This is a genomic window from Romboutsia timonensis, assembly GCF_900106845.1.
Classification (GTDB): domain Bacteria; phylum Bacillota; class Clostridia; order Peptostreptococcales; family Peptostreptococcaceae; genus Romboutsia; species Romboutsia timonensis.
On the sequence record NZ_LT629850.1, the window covers coordinates 1,777,386 to 1,798,488 of the forward strand.

Consider the following 21,103-nt stretch of genomic DNA (forward strand, 5'->3'; position numbering starts at 1 on the left):
GTTTCTTTGTAAGTATGGCCTTCTCTTTGGTATTCTACTGCTCTTTGTTTAAACTTTATATCATAACTCATATTATATTTGTTAACTTATTTAATAATTTTCATACCTTTATTATTAAGTTCGTTTACTATATAAAACAGAAGGAACACTTTTATATAGTAATAAAGACCCCGAGTTTTATCCTTGGGAATTAGAAATATTTGATCCTACAACTCCAAATTATGACCCAAGTAAAAATCCTCAAGGTGGAATAACTAATATGGCTGTTTTTAATAATCGTATATATATAGCAACCAGCTCAGATAATGGAGTACAAGTATGGAGAACAGACTCAGATGAACCTGAATTTAATGGATGGACACTAGTAGTTGATAATGGATTTGAAAATCCAAACAATAAAATCACATTATCTATGGGAGTCTTTAAAAACCATCTTTATGTAAGTGGAACAAAAAAATTACCTATTTCTTGGGCAATACCTATGGGATGTGATGTAATAAGAATAGATAAACATGATAAATGGGAAATGGTAGTAGGTAAAAATGGTAAATCAGGTATGTATTCAGGATTTAATAATCCATTTAATGTTTATGCATGGCAAATCCAAGAATATAATGATAAATTATATATAACTACTTTTGATGATGCTATAAATATGCAATTAATATTAGAGCTTTTATTAGCAAATAGAGATAATTTACCAGTATCTCCTCATGTAACAGAAATTCTAATTGAAATTTATGAAGCAATTACAAAAATATTAAATAAAATAGGATATCCATTTGGATTTTCATTATATTCATCATCAGATGGTATACACTTTGACCCAGTTTTTTTAGATGGATTTAATAATAGATACAATTATGGAGGAAGAATACTTTTTGTAGATTCACAAAATGATTTATATATAGGAACAGCAAATCCATATGAAGGATTAGAAGTTTGGAAAGGTAAATATGATTGTGAATACGATATTGAAGATGAATCTTTTGATTACGATGAAATATATGAAACTATAAGATGCTATATTAATGATTTAGAAGATTATAAAGATAGCATTAATGAAGCTATACAATTTGTATTTACTCAACTACCAAAATATTAATAATAAATAGAGAAATAAACTTTAGATTAATCTTAAAATCTATCACGTAATGCAATAAAAGAGTGTATAGATAATTTTGTGNCCTCAATAAAAGTTTTAGCTCATAATATTTCATTTCTAATAAATAAATTGATGAAAAATGATGATTCTATGGCTAAGATAAAAAGATTAGTATTTGGTTAATATTTACAAATACTAATCTTTATGGGAGATTGTTTTTGAAAAAATCAATTTACTTTATTTGGAAAATAATTTTAACTAGCACAACAGATTAATAAATAAAAAAGTAGGAGTATACCTCCTACTTTCAAGTTCATATTATATTATTATTTAAAAATATATAAAAAATTTATCATTAACAAAATTATACCTCTAGTGATATAATTTCTGATTCTACTTTATCATTTGTTTCTATTTTATCTGATTTCACTTCTTTAACTAGTAATACTGCAGTAACTACAAATGATATAAGGTCTGCTATTGGTTGAGCAAACCAAACACCATTTAATCCTAATATTCTAGGCAATATTAACATCATAGGAACTAATAATATTACCTGTCTAAGTAAACTTAATACCATAGCATGTTTAGCTTTACCAATTGCTTGGAAATAGTTTGAACCTATCATTGATACCCCTATTAATGGCATCATACTTAAGTATTTTCTAATTCCATCTACTGATATACTTACAAGTTCTGCATCACTATTAAACATACTTACAATTGGTCCTGGTACTAATTGAACTAATAACCATCCAATAGATAATCCTATTGTTGCAGCTGTTGCACATATTTTAAGAGCCTTATGAGCTCTATCATACTTTTTAGCACCGTAATTAAATCCTATTATAGGTTGAGCTCCTTGACTTATACCAACTATTGGCATCCCTACCATCATTATTACAGAGTTTATAGTAGCCATAGCACCTATAGCTAAGTCTCCACCGTATGTTTTAAGTGAATTATTACATATTATTTGAACACAACTTGCAGCTATTTGCATTGCAAATGGCGCAGATCCTATTGCAAATATTGATGCTACTAAAGATTTATCTAATTTTAAACTAGTTTTTCTAAACTTTAAATTTGATTTTCCTCTTAAATAATACGATAATCCCCATATACTAGTTATAAATTGAGATGTTATAGTGGCAATCGCTGCACCTTGTATTCCCATCTTAAGAACCATTATAAATAAAGCATCTAATACTATATTAGTAAGGCACCCTACAACCATTATCGTTGCAGAAAGTTTAGGGTTTCCATCTCCTCTTATGGCATTGTTAAAAACAAACCCTAATAAGTTAAATACACTACCTAATAATATTATGTTTATATATGCTTTTGCATAAGGTAAACTACCTTCACTAGCTCCAAACATGTTAAGTATTTGATTTTCAAATATTAACCCAAAAACAGATATTAATAAACCTACTATTATAGCTAATGTAATTGCATTACCTATTAACTTTTCTGCCTCTTCTTTTTTACCTTGACCTAATTTAATAGATATGTTTGTTGTCGTACCTATACCTATTAACATACCAAATGCCATTATTATAGTCATAATAGGCATAGTAACACCAAGCCCTGTTATAGCAAGTGGACCAACTCCTGGAATGTTTCCTATAAATATTCTATCTACTACATTGTATAATCCGTTCACTATCATACCTATAATAGCTGGAACAGAATATTTTATCAGTAATTTTCCTATAGGCTCTGTACCTAAAATTTGCTGATTATCTTTCATCTTAAACCTCCTATTTAATATTTTGACTTATACATATTTTCTTTAACACAGTAAGTAAAAAATCTACTTCTTCGTGTGAAATCTCTTTTGAGATATTATTTTCCCATTCGTATTATATACTTTTTATGTTTTCTTCCATATCTTTTGACTTGTCAGTTAAGTACAATTTAAAGTATTTCAAAACCTTTTTTACGCTCAAAATCAGTTAATTGATATTGCTTAAATTCAGAAGTTATATATATTTTAAAGTATTATAATATCCTTAGACGTAAAAATTTCGCTTTGCTCATTTCGCCAACGATATATCCTTGCTTCCGTTACGAATACATCCGTTGCTCAAAAATAGTTGCATAGCTAACTATTTTTTATTATATTACTAATTAGTTGTTATTGCAACCTTTTTTATACTCCTTATAATTAAACAAATAACTTTAGTAATCTTTATAAGTTTATTGTCATTATATGCATAAGTTTAAATATTGTATACAGAGCAGTCATATTTTCTATAATATGAAAACTTATAAATAAATTTAAATATTAAGTAAACAAAATAACCTGTCGTGTTTTACGACAGGTTATTTGTATAATTATTTATTTTCTTTTAATAATTCTAAAGTTACTTTTTCTACATTTGCACTACATCTACCACATCCAGAACCTGCTTTTGTAGCTTGTTGAACTGCACCTAAAGAATCTGCACCTTCATTTATAGCTTTTTCTATATCTCCTACAGTTACATTAAAGCAGTAACATACTTTTTCATCTTTGTTCATAAATATTTTACCTCCATTTAGTTTATACCCAATTATTTACAACATATAACACATTTTTAACATATATATTTTAATAAAATTCCTACATTTTTATACATAATCTATCTATGGTAATATGAGGATATTTGTTTATTATAGCTTTACTATTTATACACTAAGAATTACCTATAAGACCAGCTAATAAAAAATCGCTTCGCCTGAGCGACGTGTCGGCGAAACACTTCATTTCGCCAACGATATGACACTCGCTACCACTTTGAGCAACGTGTTGGCGAAGCATTTCGGTCACATCCGTTGCTTGAGCCACTGCGTTGGCGAAGCATTTCAAAATGTCATTTTTTACGTTTCTGAAACTATTGATATTATTTATATCCATAAGTCATCTGCAAAAAATTTTTATATAATAATTTCCTTGTACGTAAAAAATACTTATATGTATTTTTTATTTAATATTATTAACGACATAAAAGGTAACTATTTGACAAATTAAGAATATATTTATATTAGAGAGCATTTTATAAATGTTACTCAATATAAAATTGAAAGGTTGATGTAGATGGGTTTTATAAGAATATCAGATGTAAATGGATTATGCATTAATAATCCATTGAATGCTAGACAAAATAATTATGCTTGGTCCATTTCTGAGTTAGGTGATTATATATATGTAGGCACAGGCAGAAATATAATAGCAACATTGCTTAAAGTTTATTTTAATGATATAAATCTACCTATTTCTATAGATCCATTAGATATGGATAATAGGGCTGAAATATGGAGATATAGAAAAGATGGATCAGAAAAGTGGCAAAAAGTATTTAAAGCACCAGAGGATAGCAATGTATATGGATTTAGATATATGATAAATTATAAGGCATACGGTGCAAATGAAGCACTTTATGCAGCAGGAGCTACAATATCAACAGTAAAAATATACAAATCAACAAATGGTGTAGATTGGATAGAAACAAAATCAGATGTTTATCCTGAGGGAAATCTTAAGGGAACTTCATCAAGAGCTATGTTAGTTCACAATGATAGATTGTATCTAGCTAATATAGATGAAAGTGGTACAAGCCTATCTGATGATAATTTAAGATATAGTAGTCGAACTTAAAAAAGTTCGTAAATAGATTCTTCAAGGCTCTTGTTATTTTTAGTTATTTTTTTCAAATTTTTCTTTAATGTTGCCCAATACTTTTCTATAGGATTTAAATTTGGAGAATATGGTGGTAAAAATANCTTTTTCCTAAGTTACTATTGTTATTATTGAACTCTTCATCTATAGTTAATTCACTACCACTTTCTTTGGTAGTTATTGTACTTAAGTTTTTATTTCCACTCCTTTCAACTATAACATCTTTTCCATCATATTTTTTTATTATTATGTTACTTACTTTAGAATTTATATTTAACTTTGCCAAGTCTATTTTTCCCTTATACAAAACCTCTTGTTGATTTAAATTATTCTGCATAGCTTGAGCATCATTTATTAACTTTGGCATTACTTCTATTCCCGACCATATACTACCTACAATACCTGTTATAAGAAGAACTACACCAACACCTGTAACTATACGTTTTTTATTCATCTAATTCTCCTCCATCCTTATCTTTAATTATTGTTTCATCATGCCTTTCTATTTCTTCCTTTTTTATACTTCCATCTATATATAATTGATTTGTTTTAATCCATGTTATATATATTTTAAATGCTTTTTTTTCTAATCTTACAACTGCAATAAATAATTGCCATATTAGTATTTCAAATCCTATATAAGCTATAAATAAAAATATTATTAATGTTTTAACTTCTGGCATTACATTCGTTAAACTAATTGCAAAAGGAGTTCCTATAACTAATGCAATTAACGAACCTATAAGACCTATTCCTACTCCAATAGTTGAACATACTATAGCAAATGCAAATGGTAATAGTATTATAGTAAGTAATACTTGTAAAATTTCTATTTTCTTTCTTGATTTTACATGTTCTTTATCATTTAAGTTTACCTTAAATTTATTTAATCCTGATTTAAATTTTCCTTTTGCTTCTATAAAAAAGTTTTCTACTTTTCCTTTAACCTTATTTTCACTTTTTATATTACTTTCGGCTAATAGTTCATTTGCAATTTCCTTTGGTGAACCCAATGATTGAATTATTTCAATTTCACTTTTACCTTCAATTATTCCATCTACAAAGTACTCTTCATAATCTCTTAATATATCCATAACTTCATCTTCAGAAAAACCTTTCTTAAGATAATCTCTTAAAATTTCTAAAAAATCCTCTTTCTTCAATTCAATTCCTCCTTAATCATTTAAAAATGTATTTACTGCATATACAAATTCATTCCATTCGCTTTTTAATCTATTTAAGTTTTCAATTCCTTCAGGTGTTATTTTGTAATATTTTCTCGCTGGCCCTTCATTTGATTCTAGTATATAAGTTTCAAAATATCCCTCTTTTGTAAGCCTTCTTAGTATTGGGTATATTGTTCCCTCATTTACTTCAATAACTTTTGATATATTTTGAACTATTTCATATCCATACATATCTTTTTTAGATATTAAAGTAAGGACACAAATTTCAAGAACTCCTTTTCTAAATTGAGTATTCATTAATTACTCCTTTCTTATGTGTTTCTTTAAATTAATTACATAGTACTGTGCATTACACACTACCTGCTAATTATATTAACATAGTACTGTGTGATACACAATACTTTTTTTATACATTATTATATAAAAATTCGCTTCGCTCATGTCGCCAACGATATGACACTCGCTACCACTTCAGTCACATACGTTGCTTGAGCCACTGCGTGGGCGAAGTATTTTAAAATGTTATTTTTTACATTTCTAAAGTTATTGATATTATTTATATTCATAGGTTATCCACAAAAAATTTTNACATAATAATTGTGTAAAGAATTCCAGTATTAGTATTTCTCAAAAATAAAAAAATATTACTGGAATTTAAAATTTCCAGTAATATAAATTATAAAAAATCTTATTTACACAAATCTATAGACATTCTCATTTTGTGTATTCTATACCAAAATTATCTACCCACTCACTTATTTTGAATATTATTTTTTAAAATTAATCAACTCTCTTTGAAAATATTTCGAATTAATACAATAGATTAATTGAACTTTACATTTGCACTTCTTATATTAACAAAATATTCTGTAGGATTATTTATAAGGTTCTCATTTATCAATCCTTTAAAGCTTTTTTCGTTAAGTATATGTTCTGTATTATTAGAGTTAATATAATTTTCTAAAGAAGTACCTAAATATTTACTTACACTATTTTCATCAAAAGATATACTATTTGAAGTTTTTATATCAAAATTAAATTTATAATCTAATATAGGTAACTTTAAATCTACATTTTCCTCTGAAGTAATATCAAGATTTTTAGCTATTGGTAAGTTTGTATTTATATTAACACTATTATCATAACTACCTTGTGCCAATATTTTAATACTTTCTGGAATTTTAGATTCATCTTCTACAAAAGTTCCCTCATATATATTTACATAATTTGATTCTATACTTAAATTATCTATACAATATACCTCCCTAACTTTTAAAGATATATCAGAATTAGATTTTATATTTAGAGTTTTTATATTACTATTTTCACTTAATGATATATTTCCATATTGTGTATTAAAATTTAAATTATTAGCATTGACACCATTAATATATAGTCCACCATTATTTGTATTTACATTTATATCTATATTTTCAGGAATATAAACTGTTATATCTGAATTATGAGATGTATATAATTCATCTACTAAATATCTAACTATATCATCTATACTTTTTCCTAAGTTACTATTGTTATTATTGAACTCTTCATCTATAGTTAATTCACTACCACTTTCTTTGGTAGTTATTGTACTTAAGTTTTTATTTCCACTCCTTTCAACTATAACATCTTTTCCATCATATTTTTTTATTATTATGTTACTTACTTTAGAATTTATATTTAACTTTGCCAAGTCTATTTTTCCCTTATACAAAACCTCTTGTTGATTTAAATTATTCTGCATAGCTTGAGCATCATTTATTAACTTTGGCATTACTTCTATTCCCGACCATATACTACCTACAATACCTGTTATAAGAAGAACTACACCAACACCTGTAACTATACGTTTTTTATTCATCTAATTCTCCTCCATCCTTATCTTTAATTATTGTTTCATCATGCCTTTCTATTTCTTCCTTTTTTATACNCTCAACTAAATATGCATCTGGATGTTTTTCTATATATTTAATTAACTTTTCTGGATAAATCTTTTTTGGTTTTCTAACCTGTATTTTTACTTCACCTAATTTACCTTCCTTTTCTTTATTTATCCACCTAGTTAGTGTTGTTTCAGATATTTTAAATACTTTACAAGTTTCTTTGTAAGTATGGCCTTCTCTTTGGTATTCTACTGCTCTTTGTTTAAACTTTATATCATAACTCATATTATATTTGTTAACTTATTTAATAATTTTCATACCTTTATTATTAAGTTCGTTTACTATAAATACTTTACAGGTTTCTTTGTAAGTATGGCCTTCTCTTTGGTATTCTACTGCTCTTTGTTTAAACTTTATATCATAACTCATATTATATTTGTTAACTTATTTAATAATTTTCATACCTTTATTATTAAGTTNTTAACTTTGATTTTCCTCTTCCTTCATACAATGAATAAATAAATTCTTCTGTGATACATTGATTACCTATTATTTGATTTAAAATAGATTTTCCAGTTTCTCCAAATACATCTGAAAGTACACTTGATATTTTTATATTTGCATCTTGTAACACCTTATGGATTCTATTTTTATTTCTATTAACTTCACCTAACAATTCTTTTCTTAACCTAGTTAAATCCCTTAAATCTCGAATTCTCTCTGGTGGTACAAAGCTTTTTTCTATTAAACCGCATCTTAATAAGCTAGCTATCCATTCTGCATCTTTGACATCTGTTTTTCTTCCCGGTACATTTTTTATTTTTTTAGCATTTGCTACTATTAAGTCAAAAGCTCCGCTTTCAAGTATATTCCATACAGGCTTCCAATAGATTCCTGTACTTTCCATAGCTACATGAGTACATTCTTTCTGATTTATGAAATCCAATAATTCTAACAATCCTTTAGTAGTTGTAGAAAATGTCTTTACTTCTTTTTTAGGTTTTATATCTAATTTACCATATAAAACACATGCTACCACTGTATCCAAATGAACATCTAACCCAGCACATCTTTCTACGATTGCATCCATAGTTACCTCCATAACAAGATATAAAGCGAATTTATAGTAACTGTCCTAAAAAAATTCCTACACGTGCTATTTGCACAATATCTTGTTCTTATCAGCTACTATTCCTAGTTTCCTTGTAAGAATCGTATTACTACATTATATTCAAGGTTTATTACTCGCTTTATATTGATTATAGGCGAAGCCATTACAAAACAATCATTTTCATTATAGCTTGTGAAACAAAGTTTAATGTTTTTTCCTTGTGCGTAAAAAAGCTCTCTAAAAAAGAGAGCTCGATTAAAAACTTTAAAGTTTAATTATAAGTATTTAGTTTATAAAATAATTTGGTTTTTCATCAACAACAATCTTTTTATGCTTTTGAATATAATCAAGTATTATTTCACTCATATCTAAATTAATTTCTTTAACAACCTTACAACCTTTATATGCTGGATATATAGAAGTATTACTAGCTCTATAATTATTTAAAACTATTGTATAAGTCTTATCCATAGAAATATCTTCACCATCTTTTTTCATATAAACAACTCTATCATAAAAATCTCTTGATAAATCTATCTTATATTCTAATCCTCCAAAAGTATCATAGTTATAGTGTTGAACTTTAGGATGCAGAAAATCTTTATTTATTCCTACTTTTCCATCTTCAACAACAAAATAAGTTGCACTCTTTTCTATAGCTTCTTTTAATTTTTCACCTGTAACTTCTAGCACTTTTAAAGTATTAGGATATGGATAATTTATTAAGACATCTCTAACCGATATTTTTTTACTAAATCCCATAGCACTATCAAATACTGATAATGCAGAAAAATCAGCACCAGAAACATCTAACTGTACTTGATGTAGGAAATTTATAAATGGATGACCTTTTAATCTTGCTAAGAATATATCATCAACCTTAATATCCTTATCAAATTCACCGATAATTTTATCTAAGTAAACCTCTAAATCCTTTTTTGTTTGAGTAAATATATTTTCTAATTTATCATCTATGTCATCATTTAATTTACTAACATCTACCAATTCATAAGATATATCATTACTTTCTGTATCAATAACTACCTTAGTAAAGCTTTGACCATTATGCATTGGTTGAGAACAAATTACATCTTTTATCTTAGTTATAAATGAACGATGTTGATGACCACTTAATATCATATTTATTGAGTCAAAATTTTCTAAAAGCTCACTTCCTTGGTTTTCTTTTGTTAAAGCTTCTGTTGGAGTCATATTTTCATCTAAGCTTTTTTCAAATCCACCATGATAACAAACTATTATAAAATCACAGTTTTCTTTTAATTCTTTTTCATATTTAGCATATTGTTTAACTACATCTAGAAATTCTAAATCTTTTATATTTGCTTCTTGTTCCCAATTAGGTATATAAACAGTTGTAAAACCTATACACCCTACTTTAAAACCATTAAAATCAAATATTTCATATGGTTTAGTATTAAAAGGCAATCCTTTTATATTAGCATTTATTACTTTATCGGAAATTTTATCATATGCATTTTTTAAATAGCTAAGTCCATAATTAAATTCATGATTTCCAAGTACATAGGCATTATAGTTTATAGCTTCTAATCCTTTTATTATAGGGTTTTCTTCTATAGCTTGTTTAGATAAAAAATGTGTAAGTGCTGAGCCTTGAACTAAATCACCACAGTCAATCTTTAAAGATGCATCATAATTTTTTTCATCATTTAATATATAACTAGCAATTTTTAAAAAACCTAGTGGTTGATCATTTACATAATTTGTAGGATAAATATATCCATGTAAGTCACTAGTCTGATATATAACAATTTTCATAGTTTTACTCCTTTTATCAAAATCTAATATTTTTACAAATAAGATAATTTATAATCTATAATATAAAATTCGCTTCGCTTGAGCGACGTGTCGGCGAAACACTTCATGTCGCCAACGACTTCGTCCGTTGCTTGAGCCACTGCGTGGGCGAAGTATTTCAAAATCTTTTTTACGCTCAAAAACAATTTATTCATATTACTTACATTCATAAGTTATCCACATTTTTTAAAGTATTATAATATCCTTAAGCGTAAAAACAGGGCGTAATCCTGTTTTAAGAAACGCCCTAACTATTTTTTATTCCCAAATAGACATTAAAGTAGATTTAAATGCTTCTAATTTTGATTTAACATCTGGATTTTTCTCTGCTAATATTGATTCTAATACTGTATTTGATTCTCTATATGCACTATCCATACCTTTTACAAGAGGATTTGTAAATAAGTTTTTAGTTGCATCTGCTATAATTGGAGCTATTAAACTTCCTGTATTTTTGTATTCATCAGAATTTATAGCACTTTCTCTAACAGGTATATATCCAGTTTGTGTAGCCCAAGTTATTTGATTATCTTTTGTTGTTAAAAATTTTAAGAATTCATATGCTGCTGTTTTTTGTTCAGCTGTAGCACTATTAAATACAAATAAATCTGTTCCTTGTTGCATTACTTCTTTAGCTGGATATGGAGCAACGCCTATTTCAAATTTATTATTAACACCTTGTTTTACAAAAGTTTCACTTGCATTAGATCCTACAAACATAGCTATTGTTTCATTTCCAAAAGGAGCTGATAAGTATTTGTCTGTTCCTGCTATTCTAAAATATCCTTTCTTTACACCATCTAGATAATAATCAACTGCTTTTTCTGATTTATCACTAGTTGGGTCTAGTTTTGAGTCAAATGTTACACCCTCATTTTTTAAATATGTTGTGTAATAATTACTTAATGAATCAAATCCACCACCAACTATATTTGCTTTTTCTTTTATATCTTCTGCTACATCTTTAAATTCTTCATATGTTTTTGGAACTTTTAAATTTAATTTATCAAATAAAGTTTTGTTGTACCATAAAACTTCAGTAGATTTATTAAAGGGAATTCCATATATTTTTCCATCTAATGTTGATGCTTCTCTAAACCCTTTTACTATATCATCGTAGTTGTCAAATTTTAAAGTTTCATTTTCTATATAAGGTTTTAAATCAAGTACTAAATTTTCATCTATAGCATTTAACAACCAATCTGGATAAGCTTGTGTCATAGTTGGTAAATCCTTTGGACTTGCTGTTGTTGCTGTTATCTTTTGTTGTAAATCAGGATAACTTGATTGATTTTGAAGAATTACTTTTATATTAGGATTTTCTTTTTGAAAATTATCAACTAATCCTTGTAATGATTTTTCTTGGTCACCATTCATTGCATGCCAAAAAGTTATTTCAACTGGATTTTTTATTTCAGTAACTATTTCTTCATTAGTTGGTGTAGCTGATTGTTTTTTTCCTGAACATCCTGCCATTAAACTTAAAGATATAGCTAATGGTAATATTTTTTTAAACTTCATTATATTCTTCCTCCTTAAATAGTTTGATTTTTCTTTGGTAATAATCTTTCTCCATGCTCATTATAAAGTTTCTCTGGCTTATATGAGTGAATTGGTACTAATAGCTTTGGTTTAATTAAATTTATTATTTTTATTAAATCCTTTGGATGAGCATGTCCACTACATGATACTGTTATAAATTCTATATTATGTTTTTTAAATTTATTTACAAATGGTTCATAACTTGGGTCATAAGGACCTAAAGGTACTGCATTTGAGTGGATATATATTCCACCTTTTTTTAGTTTATTAAATTGTTTAAGTGAATTTTTATCTAATTGCCACATATACTCACTTTCATCATTTAATAACTCTTCAAATTTAATTTCATATTCTGGATTTAATCCATAATCTTTATCGTCTAATGTATAATAATAAGATTCATAATTAGTAGCTTCTTTTAATACATAAGAATAATATGCATCTAAAACAACTTTTCTAGGATTTGTTTTTATTATATTTAAAATCCTTTCTATATTAGAAATATAATAATTAAATGTTATCTGCTTATTAGGATTATTATTTACTATATCATTTACTCTTTTTATTAAATCATTTTCATTACATAAATCATTTTCATTCTCTTCATCTTCAAAATCTTTAAAAGAAACTGTAACACCTTCGATTAATAAAACATCACAGTTTTCACTTTCTTTACAAAACTTTAGTGTATCTTCTTTTCTATAACCATGAAGTCTTATATCTCCAGTATAAGAAATCACTAAATCTGGTGTTTTAATTAGTAATCCACAAGCACCATAAGCATCATGGTCTACTGGCATTACTTTTACTTTTATTTTGCCTACTTCAATTACTTCATTTTCTTTAACTCCAATTATTTCTCTAGTATTAGAATCTTTTTTATTATGAAGAGGGAATAAAAAATCATCATTTATATTTAGTGTATTAAGTAATGATTTTGTTCCTTCTAATGTATATAAAGGAATAGTTGGATTTAAATAATTAATAATTTTTGAATGATCTAAATGCATGTGAGATAAAAATACCGCAGTATGCTTAAAATTATCTTCACCTGATTTATATCCTTTAAGTTCAATGCTTGGATCATACATATTATTTAAATAAGGAACTAATTTTTCATCTAACAGTTCTTGTAAGTTAGATGGTTGAAAAGATGCACTTGGATTATATTCGCTTCCAAAATCAAAGAATATATGGCTATCTTCATATACAATTTCTATAATAGTTCCTCCAATTGTTAGTATTCCATTATGAAAAGTTATTTTTGTTTTTTTATCCTTTAATACCACTGCTTGCAACTCCTTTAATTATTTCTTTTCTAAATATTAAGTATATAATCAGTATTGGTACTATAGCTATTGTTGATGCAGCCATTTGTAATTGCACATTTGTACCACTTTCTGTAGCAAAGGCACTTAGTCCATTACTAAGTAATCTCATTTCTTTGCTATTAGTTACAAGTATTGGCCATAAAAAAGAATTCCATCCACCTATAAAACTTAATATTCCCATTGTAAATAATGATGGTTTTATAAGCGGAACTAAAATTCTAGTAATAAATTCTAAATCACTACATCCATCTACCTTAGCTGCTTTATAATATGACATAGGAATACTTGAAACATATCCTCTTAAGTAAAATATATAAAATACACTTGCAAGTGATGGTACAATAAGTGCTGTATAAGTATCTAATAACCCTAACCTTGCTATTGTTTGATAGTTAGTAAAAACCGTAACTTCATATGGTACCATTAGTAATGTAACCAATGCACCTGATAATATGTTTTTAAATTTAAATTCTAATTTAACTAATGCAAAAGCTGCAAGTACTGAAGTTATTAATGTACCAAGTGTTGATATTCCTGCTACAAATATGGTATTTAAGAAATATCTAGCAAAAGGTGCTTGCTTCATTGCTTCTCTAAAGTTTTGCCACTGAAAAGATTTTGGAAACAATGTAGGAGGTACACTCGTTGCTTCTTGAAAAGTCATTAAACTTGATAAAATCATATAAACAAATGGAAATAATGTTATCAATGCCATAATAACTACAAATATTTTTTCTAAAATTGAACTAACTTTTCCCATATTTTCACCTACTTAGATATTTTCTTTAGTACATAATTTTGAATCATTGTAAATATCAGTATAAGTATAAATAATATAACTGCAGCTGCCATACCTTGACCATAACGGTATTCAACATAGAATTTATTAAATATATAAAATACTGCTGTAGTCGCACTATCTGCAATACCAGCTTTACCATTAAATATTGCAAATACTTGTGCATATACCTTAAATGCATTTATAAAATTAATCATTAATAAGAATGTAATAATCGGTATCATTTGAGGTAATGTTATTCTAAAAAACTGCTCTGTTTTAGTTGCACCAAACATATCTGCAACCTTGTAATAATTTTTATCTACATTTCTAAGTCCAGAAATTAATATTATTATATTAAATGCAAGACCTGACCATATTCCAAATATAATCAATGTAAACATACTCATCTTAGGGTCATCTAAGAAATTTATTGGTCCTACATTTATAAAACTTAGTATATAATTTATAAATCCATAGTCCTTATTTAATAAAAATCTAAATACTATACCTACTGCTATAATACTTGTTAAATAAGGTATAAAAAATATAGTTTCAAATATATCTTTATGTTTGATTTTTTCAAAAATAATTAACGATATAATCATTGCAATAATAACACCTACTGGTACTACCGTAAAAGAATATAAGGTTGTATTTAATATTGCTTTATGAAATTTAGGATCACTTAATACAATTTGATAATTTCTAATTCCATTAAACACTAAATTATTTAAAGTTCCTTTTTCAAAAGATATAATAAAAGTTTTTATTAATGGATATACATGAAATACTAGAATTATAATTAAAGCAGGTAATAAGTATAACCATGCTTGTGGTGAATTTTCTGCACTATATTTTAATTTCTTCATTAGTAAACCCTCGTTCCGTCTTCTTTAAATATATAAATGCCGTTATAATCTATATCAAATCCAACTTTATCATTTTCACATATACCTTCATTTATATCTGTAATTGCTTTAGAAAATTTATTGTTAATTTTGAAATTTAATATACAATCTTTTCCTATTAATTCAGCAGTTTCAATTTTTCCTTTAAATAATGGTGTATCACTTAAAATAAAATATTCAGGTCTTATACCTACAACATATTTATCTTCATTAAAACTTTGTTTTATTCTGCTTTCATTTAGTAATCCTAAATCAATAGAAAAATCATCTCCAACTAAAACATTGCCTCCTTTATTCATCTCATAAATATTTATAATTGGATTACCCATAAACTTTGCAACAAATAAGTTTGCAGGCTCTAGATATAGATTTTGTGGTATATCAAATTGTTGTACTATTCCTTGATTCATTAAAACTATTCTATCACTTATAGATAAAGCTTCTTCTTGGTCATGGGTTACAAATATTGTAGTTATACCTATCTCTTTTACTAATCTTCTTATTTCCTCTCTTATCTTTAGTCTTAGCCTTGCATCTAAGTTACTTAATGGCTCATCTAATAGTAAAATTTTTGGACTTTGAACTAAAGCTCTTGTTATTGCAACCCTTTGTTGTTGTCCACCTGACATCTCTCCAGGTTTTTTATTTGCCAATTCTTCAATACTAGTTATTTTCATATACTCTTTAGCTATTTTTTCAGCTTCTTCTTTTGGCTTCTTTTTTTTACCAACAGTTAATGGAAACATAACATTTTCTAAAACTGTCATATGAGGATATAATGCATAATTTTGAAATACAAGTCCTATATTACGGTCTTTAGGATGTTTGTTTATAACTGATTCATTATCAAATTTAATATCCCCACTTGTAGGGTCTAATAATCCTGCTAATAAGTTTAATATTGTTGTTTTACCGCACCCACTAGGACCTAACAAACATACTAACTCGCCTTCATTTATTTCAAGATTTATACTTTTTAATGCTTCATATCCATTATCATAAACTTTTTGCAGTTTATTAATATGTATCATAACCTTATCACCTCTCATAAATATATTATTGCTCCAAATTTGTAATCTTATTTATATCTATTTTCTAACTTTAAATTTTCTTATTTAATTTTCAATCGATGTAATATATCCATGTAAGTAAAATAAAAAATGCTAAGGCAATTTGCCTTAGCATTTTTTATTTTAAACTTATTTTGTAAGCATATATTCTTTCCAATCTCCATTTGGAATATATACTGATTCACTATCAAAAACTTTATCTTTATCTTTATTATAAAAGTATACGAAACATTTTTCCTTTTCATTAGTTTGAAGATTTTTCACTTCTAAAACTATCTTATGGTATTCATTTTCTGGATTATTTTCACTTATAAATCCTTCCATTTCATCCATATCCTTTACAGTTTCATCGTACTCTTCTTCATTTATAACCATTATTTCACCCAGTACTTTATCATTACCTGGAGTTATTGCTGGATATCCTTTATAAGGCATATGATATAATCTCATATTTTCAAGAATAGCATCCTTTTTTTCTACTACCTTTCCAGCTAAGTATTTATCATAGTTAAAGAACCCTTCTCTTAAACTTCCATAAACAAAAAGATTTATTTTTTTCATTAGCAGATTTCTCCACCTATAGTTTTTATATCTTCGTTGTATAAAGTACAAGCCTCAAGTGCAAGTTCTAATCCTTTAACTATTTCATCTAAAGACATAAATGGTGTATTTTTCTTATCCATAACTTGACTAGTCATGTAAGGTATGTGTATAAATCCACCTTTTATATTAGGGTACTTCTTATCTATCATATATAATATTCCGTACATTACATGGTTACATACAAATGTACCTGCTGTATTAGATAATGTTGCTGGTATATTGTTGTCGTTCATATGCTTTACCATTGCTTTTACTGGTAAATTACTAAAGTATGCTGCTTGACCATCCTCTTGTATCATTTCATCAGTTGGTTGGTTTCCTTCATTATCTTTTATTCTAAAGTCATCTATATTTATAGCAACTCTTTCTGGAGTTATATCAAATCTTCCTCCAGCTTGTCCTACAGATATTACTATATCTGGGCTATGAGCCTCTATAGCTTCTTCAATTACTTTAACTGATTTAGTTCTAACTGTTGGTATAGTTATTTTTATAACTTCAGCTCCATTTATATTGTCACTAACCATTTTCACAGCTTCTTCAGCTGGATTTACTGGCTCTCCTCCAAATGGATCAAATCCTGTTAATAATATCTTCATAGTATTGCCTCCTATAAATTTTAATTAAAATCCTAATGTATACATTAAGAATATATGAGTTACAAGTAATATTATAGCTATTGGTGCTTGTGCTTTTATTACTGCATTCTTATCTTTAAGTTCAAGAAGTGCTGCTGGTAATATATTGAAGTTTGCAGCCATTGGAGTTAATAATGTTCCACAGTATCCTGCAGTAAGTGCAAGTACTGAACAAACTACTGGATCTCCACCTTGAGCAAATACAAATGGTAAACCTACCCCTACAGTTATAACAGAGAATGCTGCAAATGCATTACCCATTATTGCTGTAAATACTGCCATACCTACACAATAAGCTATAACCCCAACTAACACATTTCCTGTTGGTATAACTCCTGATATTATAGCAGATATCTTATCTCCAACACCAGCTGCTGTAAATAATACACCTAATGATGCTAGTAATTGAGGTAATATAACAAATGATCCCATTGATTGGTACATTCTATTACTATCTTCTAAGAATTCTTTTGGTTTTGCTTTAGTTATTACAAATGTTAATACTAAAGTTAATGTTGATGATATACCTATAGCAACTGTTCCAGAGAAATCTGTAAATGATGCTATAAGCATTGCTATTATCGCTATTGATAAAGAAGGTATAAATATTTTTAATCCTAATTTTTCTGCTTTTAAAGTTGCAAATGTTTCATCTAATTGCTTTAATGTCCCTATGTTTATTTGCTTAGTTGCAGAAAGTACTGCTATAACTATTACAAGTGCTCCAACTATTTGACTTGGTATATAATCTCCAAACATAAATACGGCCGATAGTATTCCCCAAAATAGTGCTGTTCCTATTCTTGTTTTATGATTCTTATCCTTTAAGGTAAATACCATTGTAAGACCCATATATAATCCTATCATTATATAGAATATTTGTAATAATGTATTTGAAAGTTGTGCCATATCCATTATTTTGCACCTCCTACATTACTTCTAGCTGAATATTTTTTCTTTAATTTTCTGTCTAACATAATATTTTGTGCTACCCATAATACAAATGCTATTATTGCTACTGGTATTGCATACTTTGCTAATTCAAGTGAATCAACCTTAATTCCTAATCCATCTAGTGTAGAAACTATTAAAAGTATACCTGCATTTGCCATAAATACATTTTGTGCGTAGAAGTTACCGATATTATCAGATGCCGCTGAGTAAGCTCTTATCTTATCTATATCTTCTTGGTCTAATTCTCCATATTTAGCAACTGCTGCACCTTCTGCCATTGGACTTACTAAAGGTCTAACAAATTGTGGGTGTCCACCAAGTGTAACTCCCATTGCTATTGTAGCTTCTCTTATAAATGTGTATCCACTTAATAATATTCCTGTTGATAAACTGCTTGCTTTTTTTATAAGCATTATAGCTTTTACTTTTAATCCATATCTTTCACATAATCCTATTATTGGAACTGTAAGCATAAATAGACAAGTCGTTCTATTTGTTACAAAAGCTTCCCCTAATGTGTTAAGTATATCTCCTATGCTCATATGAGCAACTAATCCTGTTGTTAAACCTGCTGCTACAACTACTGCTATAGTATCTAGCTTAAGTGCAAATCCAACGATTATAACTAATATTCCTACTAACTCCATAGTGTAATATTCCTCTCTTAATAATTTTTTATTTTACTTAGTTTAGTTAATTATATAACTATTCTTTGCAAAAGTAAACATTTTTCGACTTTATTTTCTGAAAATATTTAAAAATCAGATATATCAATAAAATTTTTATTATATTTTTATATAATTTTTTATTTAATATAAATTTTCAATGCTAAATATTATTAGTAATTGCAATACTTTTATCAACTTAACTTTATATTTTAATACTGTATTTATATAAGTAACTTCTTTATGTTTTTACAGTAATTTCCTATTAATTTTTTCCTCAAATTTGTCTTTTTTAATTTAAGTATTGGTTAAACTTTTATATAAATAAAAATTTAAATTATATTAACAAAGGTGTATACGAAATATTTTATAACCCTAAGTAATATTCTTAAATAATATAAAATCTAAATATAAAAAATTCGCTACGCTCATGTCGCCAACGATATGACACTCGCTACCGTTTCGGTCATATCCGTTGCTCAAAATGTCATTTTTTACGTTTCTGAAATTATTGATATTATTTATATCTATAATAAAAATTTGCTTCGCCTAGACATCATGTCATAAAAGTACTTTTATGCATAAAAAATTACCATATTAAATGACTATATTAATCATTTAATATGGTAATTTTTTATTTACTATATTTTCGAGCATGAAAGTCTATATTACTAGCCTTATAGGATTTTGTTAGTATATCTTCTTCATCTTTAGTAACTTTTTGTTCTTTAGTCTTACTCTTATCTCTTTCAATCTTACTTTTTTCATTCATATTAATTAATTCCATTAAATATTGTTTAGGAATATTATAAAACTTCGCAATATCATCATAATTTAACTTAAGATTAAAGAGTTTATCAATAATATCAAAATCAATAACTTCGTCATTGTATTTTTCAAAGTATTTATTATATATCTTAAAAAGTTTATATCTACTTAATTTTAATTCATGTGATATCTCATTAAAGTTAAAATGTTTTTCTAACAAATCTCTAACTTTAATAGCAATATTTATTTCCTTTTCAATATCTAAATTTTTACTATAATTTATATTTTTCCAAATTGATATAACATCACTTTCTTTACAGTTAAATATCTCACTTATTTCTTTACTTGTAATACCAAGGCTTATCATATCATTTATATTTGTTCTGTTAATACTATTTCCATGCCTTAAAGTATTTTTTTGATTTATTATTAATGCTTCTGTTTTAGTTAATCCTAAATCTTTTGCTATTTGATCATACCCCTTGCCATCATTTATCATTTTTATAATTTCTTTTGCTATTTTATTATCTCTTATCCTTTTAGATCTTATAGTTATTGTACCTTCTGGCCTTTTTAATTTCTTTATTACTAATGGACGCCCTACACTGCCTCTTCTTACTTTATACTTCATAAAATCCCCTTACGATTTATTAATAAGTTTTATTTTGGATAGTATTTTAATTTATATATATTTTACCCCAATATTATGCATCAAAATCATTAATAAATTTAAAATATCTAAATAAGCCTATATTAAATAATATAGGCTTATTTAGATATTTACGTTTTCACGAAGCAATATTTCCCCCATAACACTCAGCACTTTTTATGCTTGATACAATAAATTCCCCTACAACTATAACTACACTCCCCTATAGTTATAATTAATCCGATCATTTTACAGCTCATCTTACCTAATGTGCTGTAACTTTTATAATATATTTTTAAAGTTTTGGACATTATCATTTTGTAAGTTAAATTACTATTAATACATATTTCGATTTAATTTATTTTAACCACACCATTTCTGATAACGTTTACATTATACACTATTATT

At 26.8% G+C, this 21,103-nt stretch carries 22 protein-coding genes and 1 pseudogene; 3 read left to right on the top strand and 20 right to left on the bottom strand.

Translation table 11 applies throughout. From position 1 onward, the window contains the following. Window positions 1-259: 259 nt before the first annotated feature. Window positions 260-1,105: a hypothetical protein gene (locus BN7997_RS11000; RefSeq protein WP_071120827.1), complete on the top strand. Its 846-nt coding sequence runs from the start codon at window positions 260-262 to the stop codon at window positions 1,103-1,105. Between the two features lie 84 nt (window positions 1,106-1,189). Further along, window positions 1,190-1,288: pseudogene (locus BN7997_RS16455) on the top strand (IS982 family transposase); the annotation flags it as partial. Between the two features lie 181 nt (window positions 1,289-1,469). Here the strand turns inward: BN7997_RS16455 and BN7997_RS11005 are convergent. Together BN7997_RS11005 and BN7997_RS11010 are read right to left on the bottom strand one after the other, a co-directional pair. Then, window positions 1,470-2,858 carry an MATE family efflux transporter gene (locus tag BN7997_RS11005; RefSeq protein ID WP_071120828.1) on the bottom strand — a complete coding sequence of 463 codons (1,389 nt, stop codon included), beginning with the start codon at window positions 2,856-2,858 and terminating at the stop codon, window positions 1,470-1,472. A gap of 587 nt (window positions 2,859-3,445) precedes the next feature. Beyond that, a complete protein-coding gene (locus BN7997_RS11010) occupies window positions 3,446-3,631 on the bottom strand; it encodes a (2Fe-2S)-binding protein (protein WP_071120829.1) in 186 nt (61 codons plus the stop codon). A 556-nt stretch (window positions 3,632-4,187) separates the two neighbouring features. On the opposite strand from BN7997_RS11010, the gene BN7997_RS11020 reads away from it, so the two are divergent. After that, window positions 4,188-4,748 (top strand): hypothetical protein, encoded by a 561-nt coding sequence (locus BN7997_RS11020; RefSeq protein ID WP_071120831.1) that lies wholly within the window; start codon window positions 4,188-4,190, stop codon window positions 4,746-4,748. Here the strand turns inward: BN7997_RS11020 and BN7997_RS16410 are convergent. The 18 genes from BN7997_RS16410 to BN7997_RS11105 form a co-directional block, all read right to left on the bottom strand. Then, window positions 4,745-4,837, bottom strand: coding sequence for a hypothetical protein (locus tag BN7997_RS16410; protein WP_083335147.1), 93 nt, complete (start codon window positions 4,835-4,837; stop codon window positions 4,745-4,747). The two genes, BN7997_RS11020 and BN7997_RS16410, sit on opposite strands and share 4 nt — an antisense overlap. Before the next feature lie 378 nt (window positions 4,838-5,215). Beyond that, window positions 5,216-5,932: a DUF1700 domain-containing protein gene (locus BN7997_RS11030; protein WP_071120833.1), complete on the bottom strand. Its 717-nt coding sequence runs from the start codon at window positions 5,930-5,932 to the stop codon at window positions 5,216-5,218. 12 nt (window positions 5,933-5,944) lie between these two features. Continuing rightward, window positions 5,945-6,253: a PadR family transcriptional regulator gene (locus tag BN7997_RS11035; RefSeq protein WP_071120834.1), complete on the bottom strand. Its 309-nt coding sequence runs from the start codon at window positions 6,251-6,253 to the stop codon at window positions 5,945-5,947. Window positions 6,254-6,779: 526 nt separating this feature from the next. Next, window positions 6,780-7,817 (bottom strand): DUF4097 family beta strand repeat-containing protein, encoded by a 1,038-nt coding sequence (locus BN7997_RS11040; protein ID WP_071120835.1) that lies wholly within the window; start codon window positions 7,815-7,817, stop codon window positions 6,780-6,782. Continuing rightward, window positions 7,810-8,124 carry an IS630 transposase-related protein gene (locus BN7997_RS11045; protein WP_071120836.1) on the bottom strand — a complete coding sequence of 105 codons (315 nt, stop codon included), beginning with the start codon at window positions 8,122-8,124 and terminating at the stop codon, window positions 7,810-7,812. Before BN7997_RS11045 ends, BN7997_RS11040 begins: the two co-directional genes overlap by 8 nt. A 15-nt stretch (window positions 8,125-8,139) precedes the next feature. After that, window positions 8,140-8,268 carry a tnpB gene (locus BN7997_RS16240; protein WP_143023202.1) on the bottom strand — a complete coding sequence of 43 codons (129 nt, stop codon included), beginning with the start codon at window positions 8,266-8,268 and terminating at the stop codon, window positions 8,140-8,142. 43 nt (window positions 8,269-8,311) lie between these two features. Continuing rightward, window positions 8,312-8,941 (bottom strand): IS110 family RNA-guided transposase, encoded by a 630-nt coding sequence (locus BN7997_RS11050; protein WP_083335098.1) that lies wholly within the window; start codon window positions 8,939-8,941, stop codon window positions 8,312-8,314. A 294-nt stretch (window positions 8,942-9,235) separates the two neighbouring features. Then, on the bottom strand, window positions 9,236-10,747 hold the full coding sequence (locus tag BN7997_RS11055) for a bifunctional metallophosphatase/5'-nucleotidase (RefSeq protein ID WP_071120838.1): 1,512 nt from the start codon (window positions 10,745-10,747) through the stop codon (window positions 9,236-9,238). 297 nt (window positions 10,748-11,044) lie between these two features. Further along, window positions 11,045-12,307, bottom strand: a complete 1,263-nt coding sequence (locus tag BN7997_RS11060) for an ABC transporter substrate-binding protein (RefSeq protein WP_071120839.1) — start codon at window positions 12,305-12,307, stop codon at window positions 11,045-11,047. Window positions 12,308-12,321: 14 nt separating this feature from the next. Continuing rightward, a complete protein-coding gene (locus tag BN7997_RS11065; protein WP_071120840.1) occupies window positions 12,322-13,617 on the bottom strand; it encodes an MBL fold metallo-hydrolase in 1,296 nt (431 codons plus the stop codon). Continuing rightward, window positions 13,601-14,419: a carbohydrate ABC transporter permease gene (locus BN7997_RS11070; protein WP_071120841.1), complete on the bottom strand. Its 819-nt coding sequence runs from the start codon at window positions 14,417-14,419 to the stop codon at window positions 13,601-13,603. Before BN7997_RS11070 ends, BN7997_RS11065 begins: the two co-directional genes overlap by 17 nt. Before the next feature lie 8 nt (window positions 14,420-14,427). After that, window positions 14,428-15,309, bottom strand: a complete 882-nt coding sequence (locus BN7997_RS11075) for a carbohydrate ABC transporter permease (RefSeq protein ID WP_071120842.1) — start codon at window positions 15,307-15,309, stop codon at window positions 14,428-14,430. Next, a complete protein-coding gene (locus BN7997_RS11080) occupies window positions 15,309-16,379 on the bottom strand; it encodes an ABC transporter ATP-binding protein (protein WP_071120843.1) in 1,071 nt (356 codons plus the stop codon). Before BN7997_RS11080 ends, BN7997_RS11075 begins: the two co-directional genes overlap by 1 nt. A 168-nt stretch (window positions 16,380-16,547) precedes the next feature. Then, complete coding sequence (locus BN7997_RS11085; protein WP_071120844.1) at window positions 16,548-16,979, bottom strand: gamma-glutamylcyclotransferase family protein; 432 nt, start codon at window positions 16,977-16,979, stop codon at window positions 16,548-16,550. Then, window positions 16,979-17,620: a pyroglutamyl-peptidase I gene (gene pcp / locus BN7997_RS11090; protein ID WP_071120845.1), complete on the bottom strand. Its 642-nt coding sequence runs from the start codon at window positions 17,618-17,620 to the stop codon at window positions 16,979-16,981. Before pcp ends, BN7997_RS11085 begins: the two co-directional genes overlap by 1 nt. 24 nt (window positions 17,621-17,644) lie before the next feature. After that, window positions 17,645-18,574 carry a DUF979 domain-containing protein gene (locus BN7997_RS11095; protein WP_071120846.1) on the bottom strand — a complete coding sequence of 310 codons (930 nt, stop codon included), beginning with the start codon at window positions 18,572-18,574 and terminating at the stop codon, window positions 17,645-17,647. Further along, window positions 18,574-19,260, bottom strand: a complete 687-nt coding sequence (locus BN7997_RS11100; protein WP_071120847.1) for a DUF969 domain-containing protein — start codon at window positions 19,258-19,260, stop codon at window positions 18,574-18,576. The genes BN7997_RS11095 and BN7997_RS11100 overlap by 1 nt, the downstream gene beginning before the upstream one ends. Before the next feature lie 652 nt (window positions 19,261-19,912). Further along, on the bottom strand, window positions 19,913-20,677 hold the full coding sequence (locus tag BN7997_RS11105; protein WP_071120848.1) for a hypothetical protein: 765 nt from the start codon (window positions 20,675-20,677) through the stop codon (window positions 19,913-19,915). Between the last annotated feature and the right edge of the window lie 426 nt (window positions 20,678-21,103).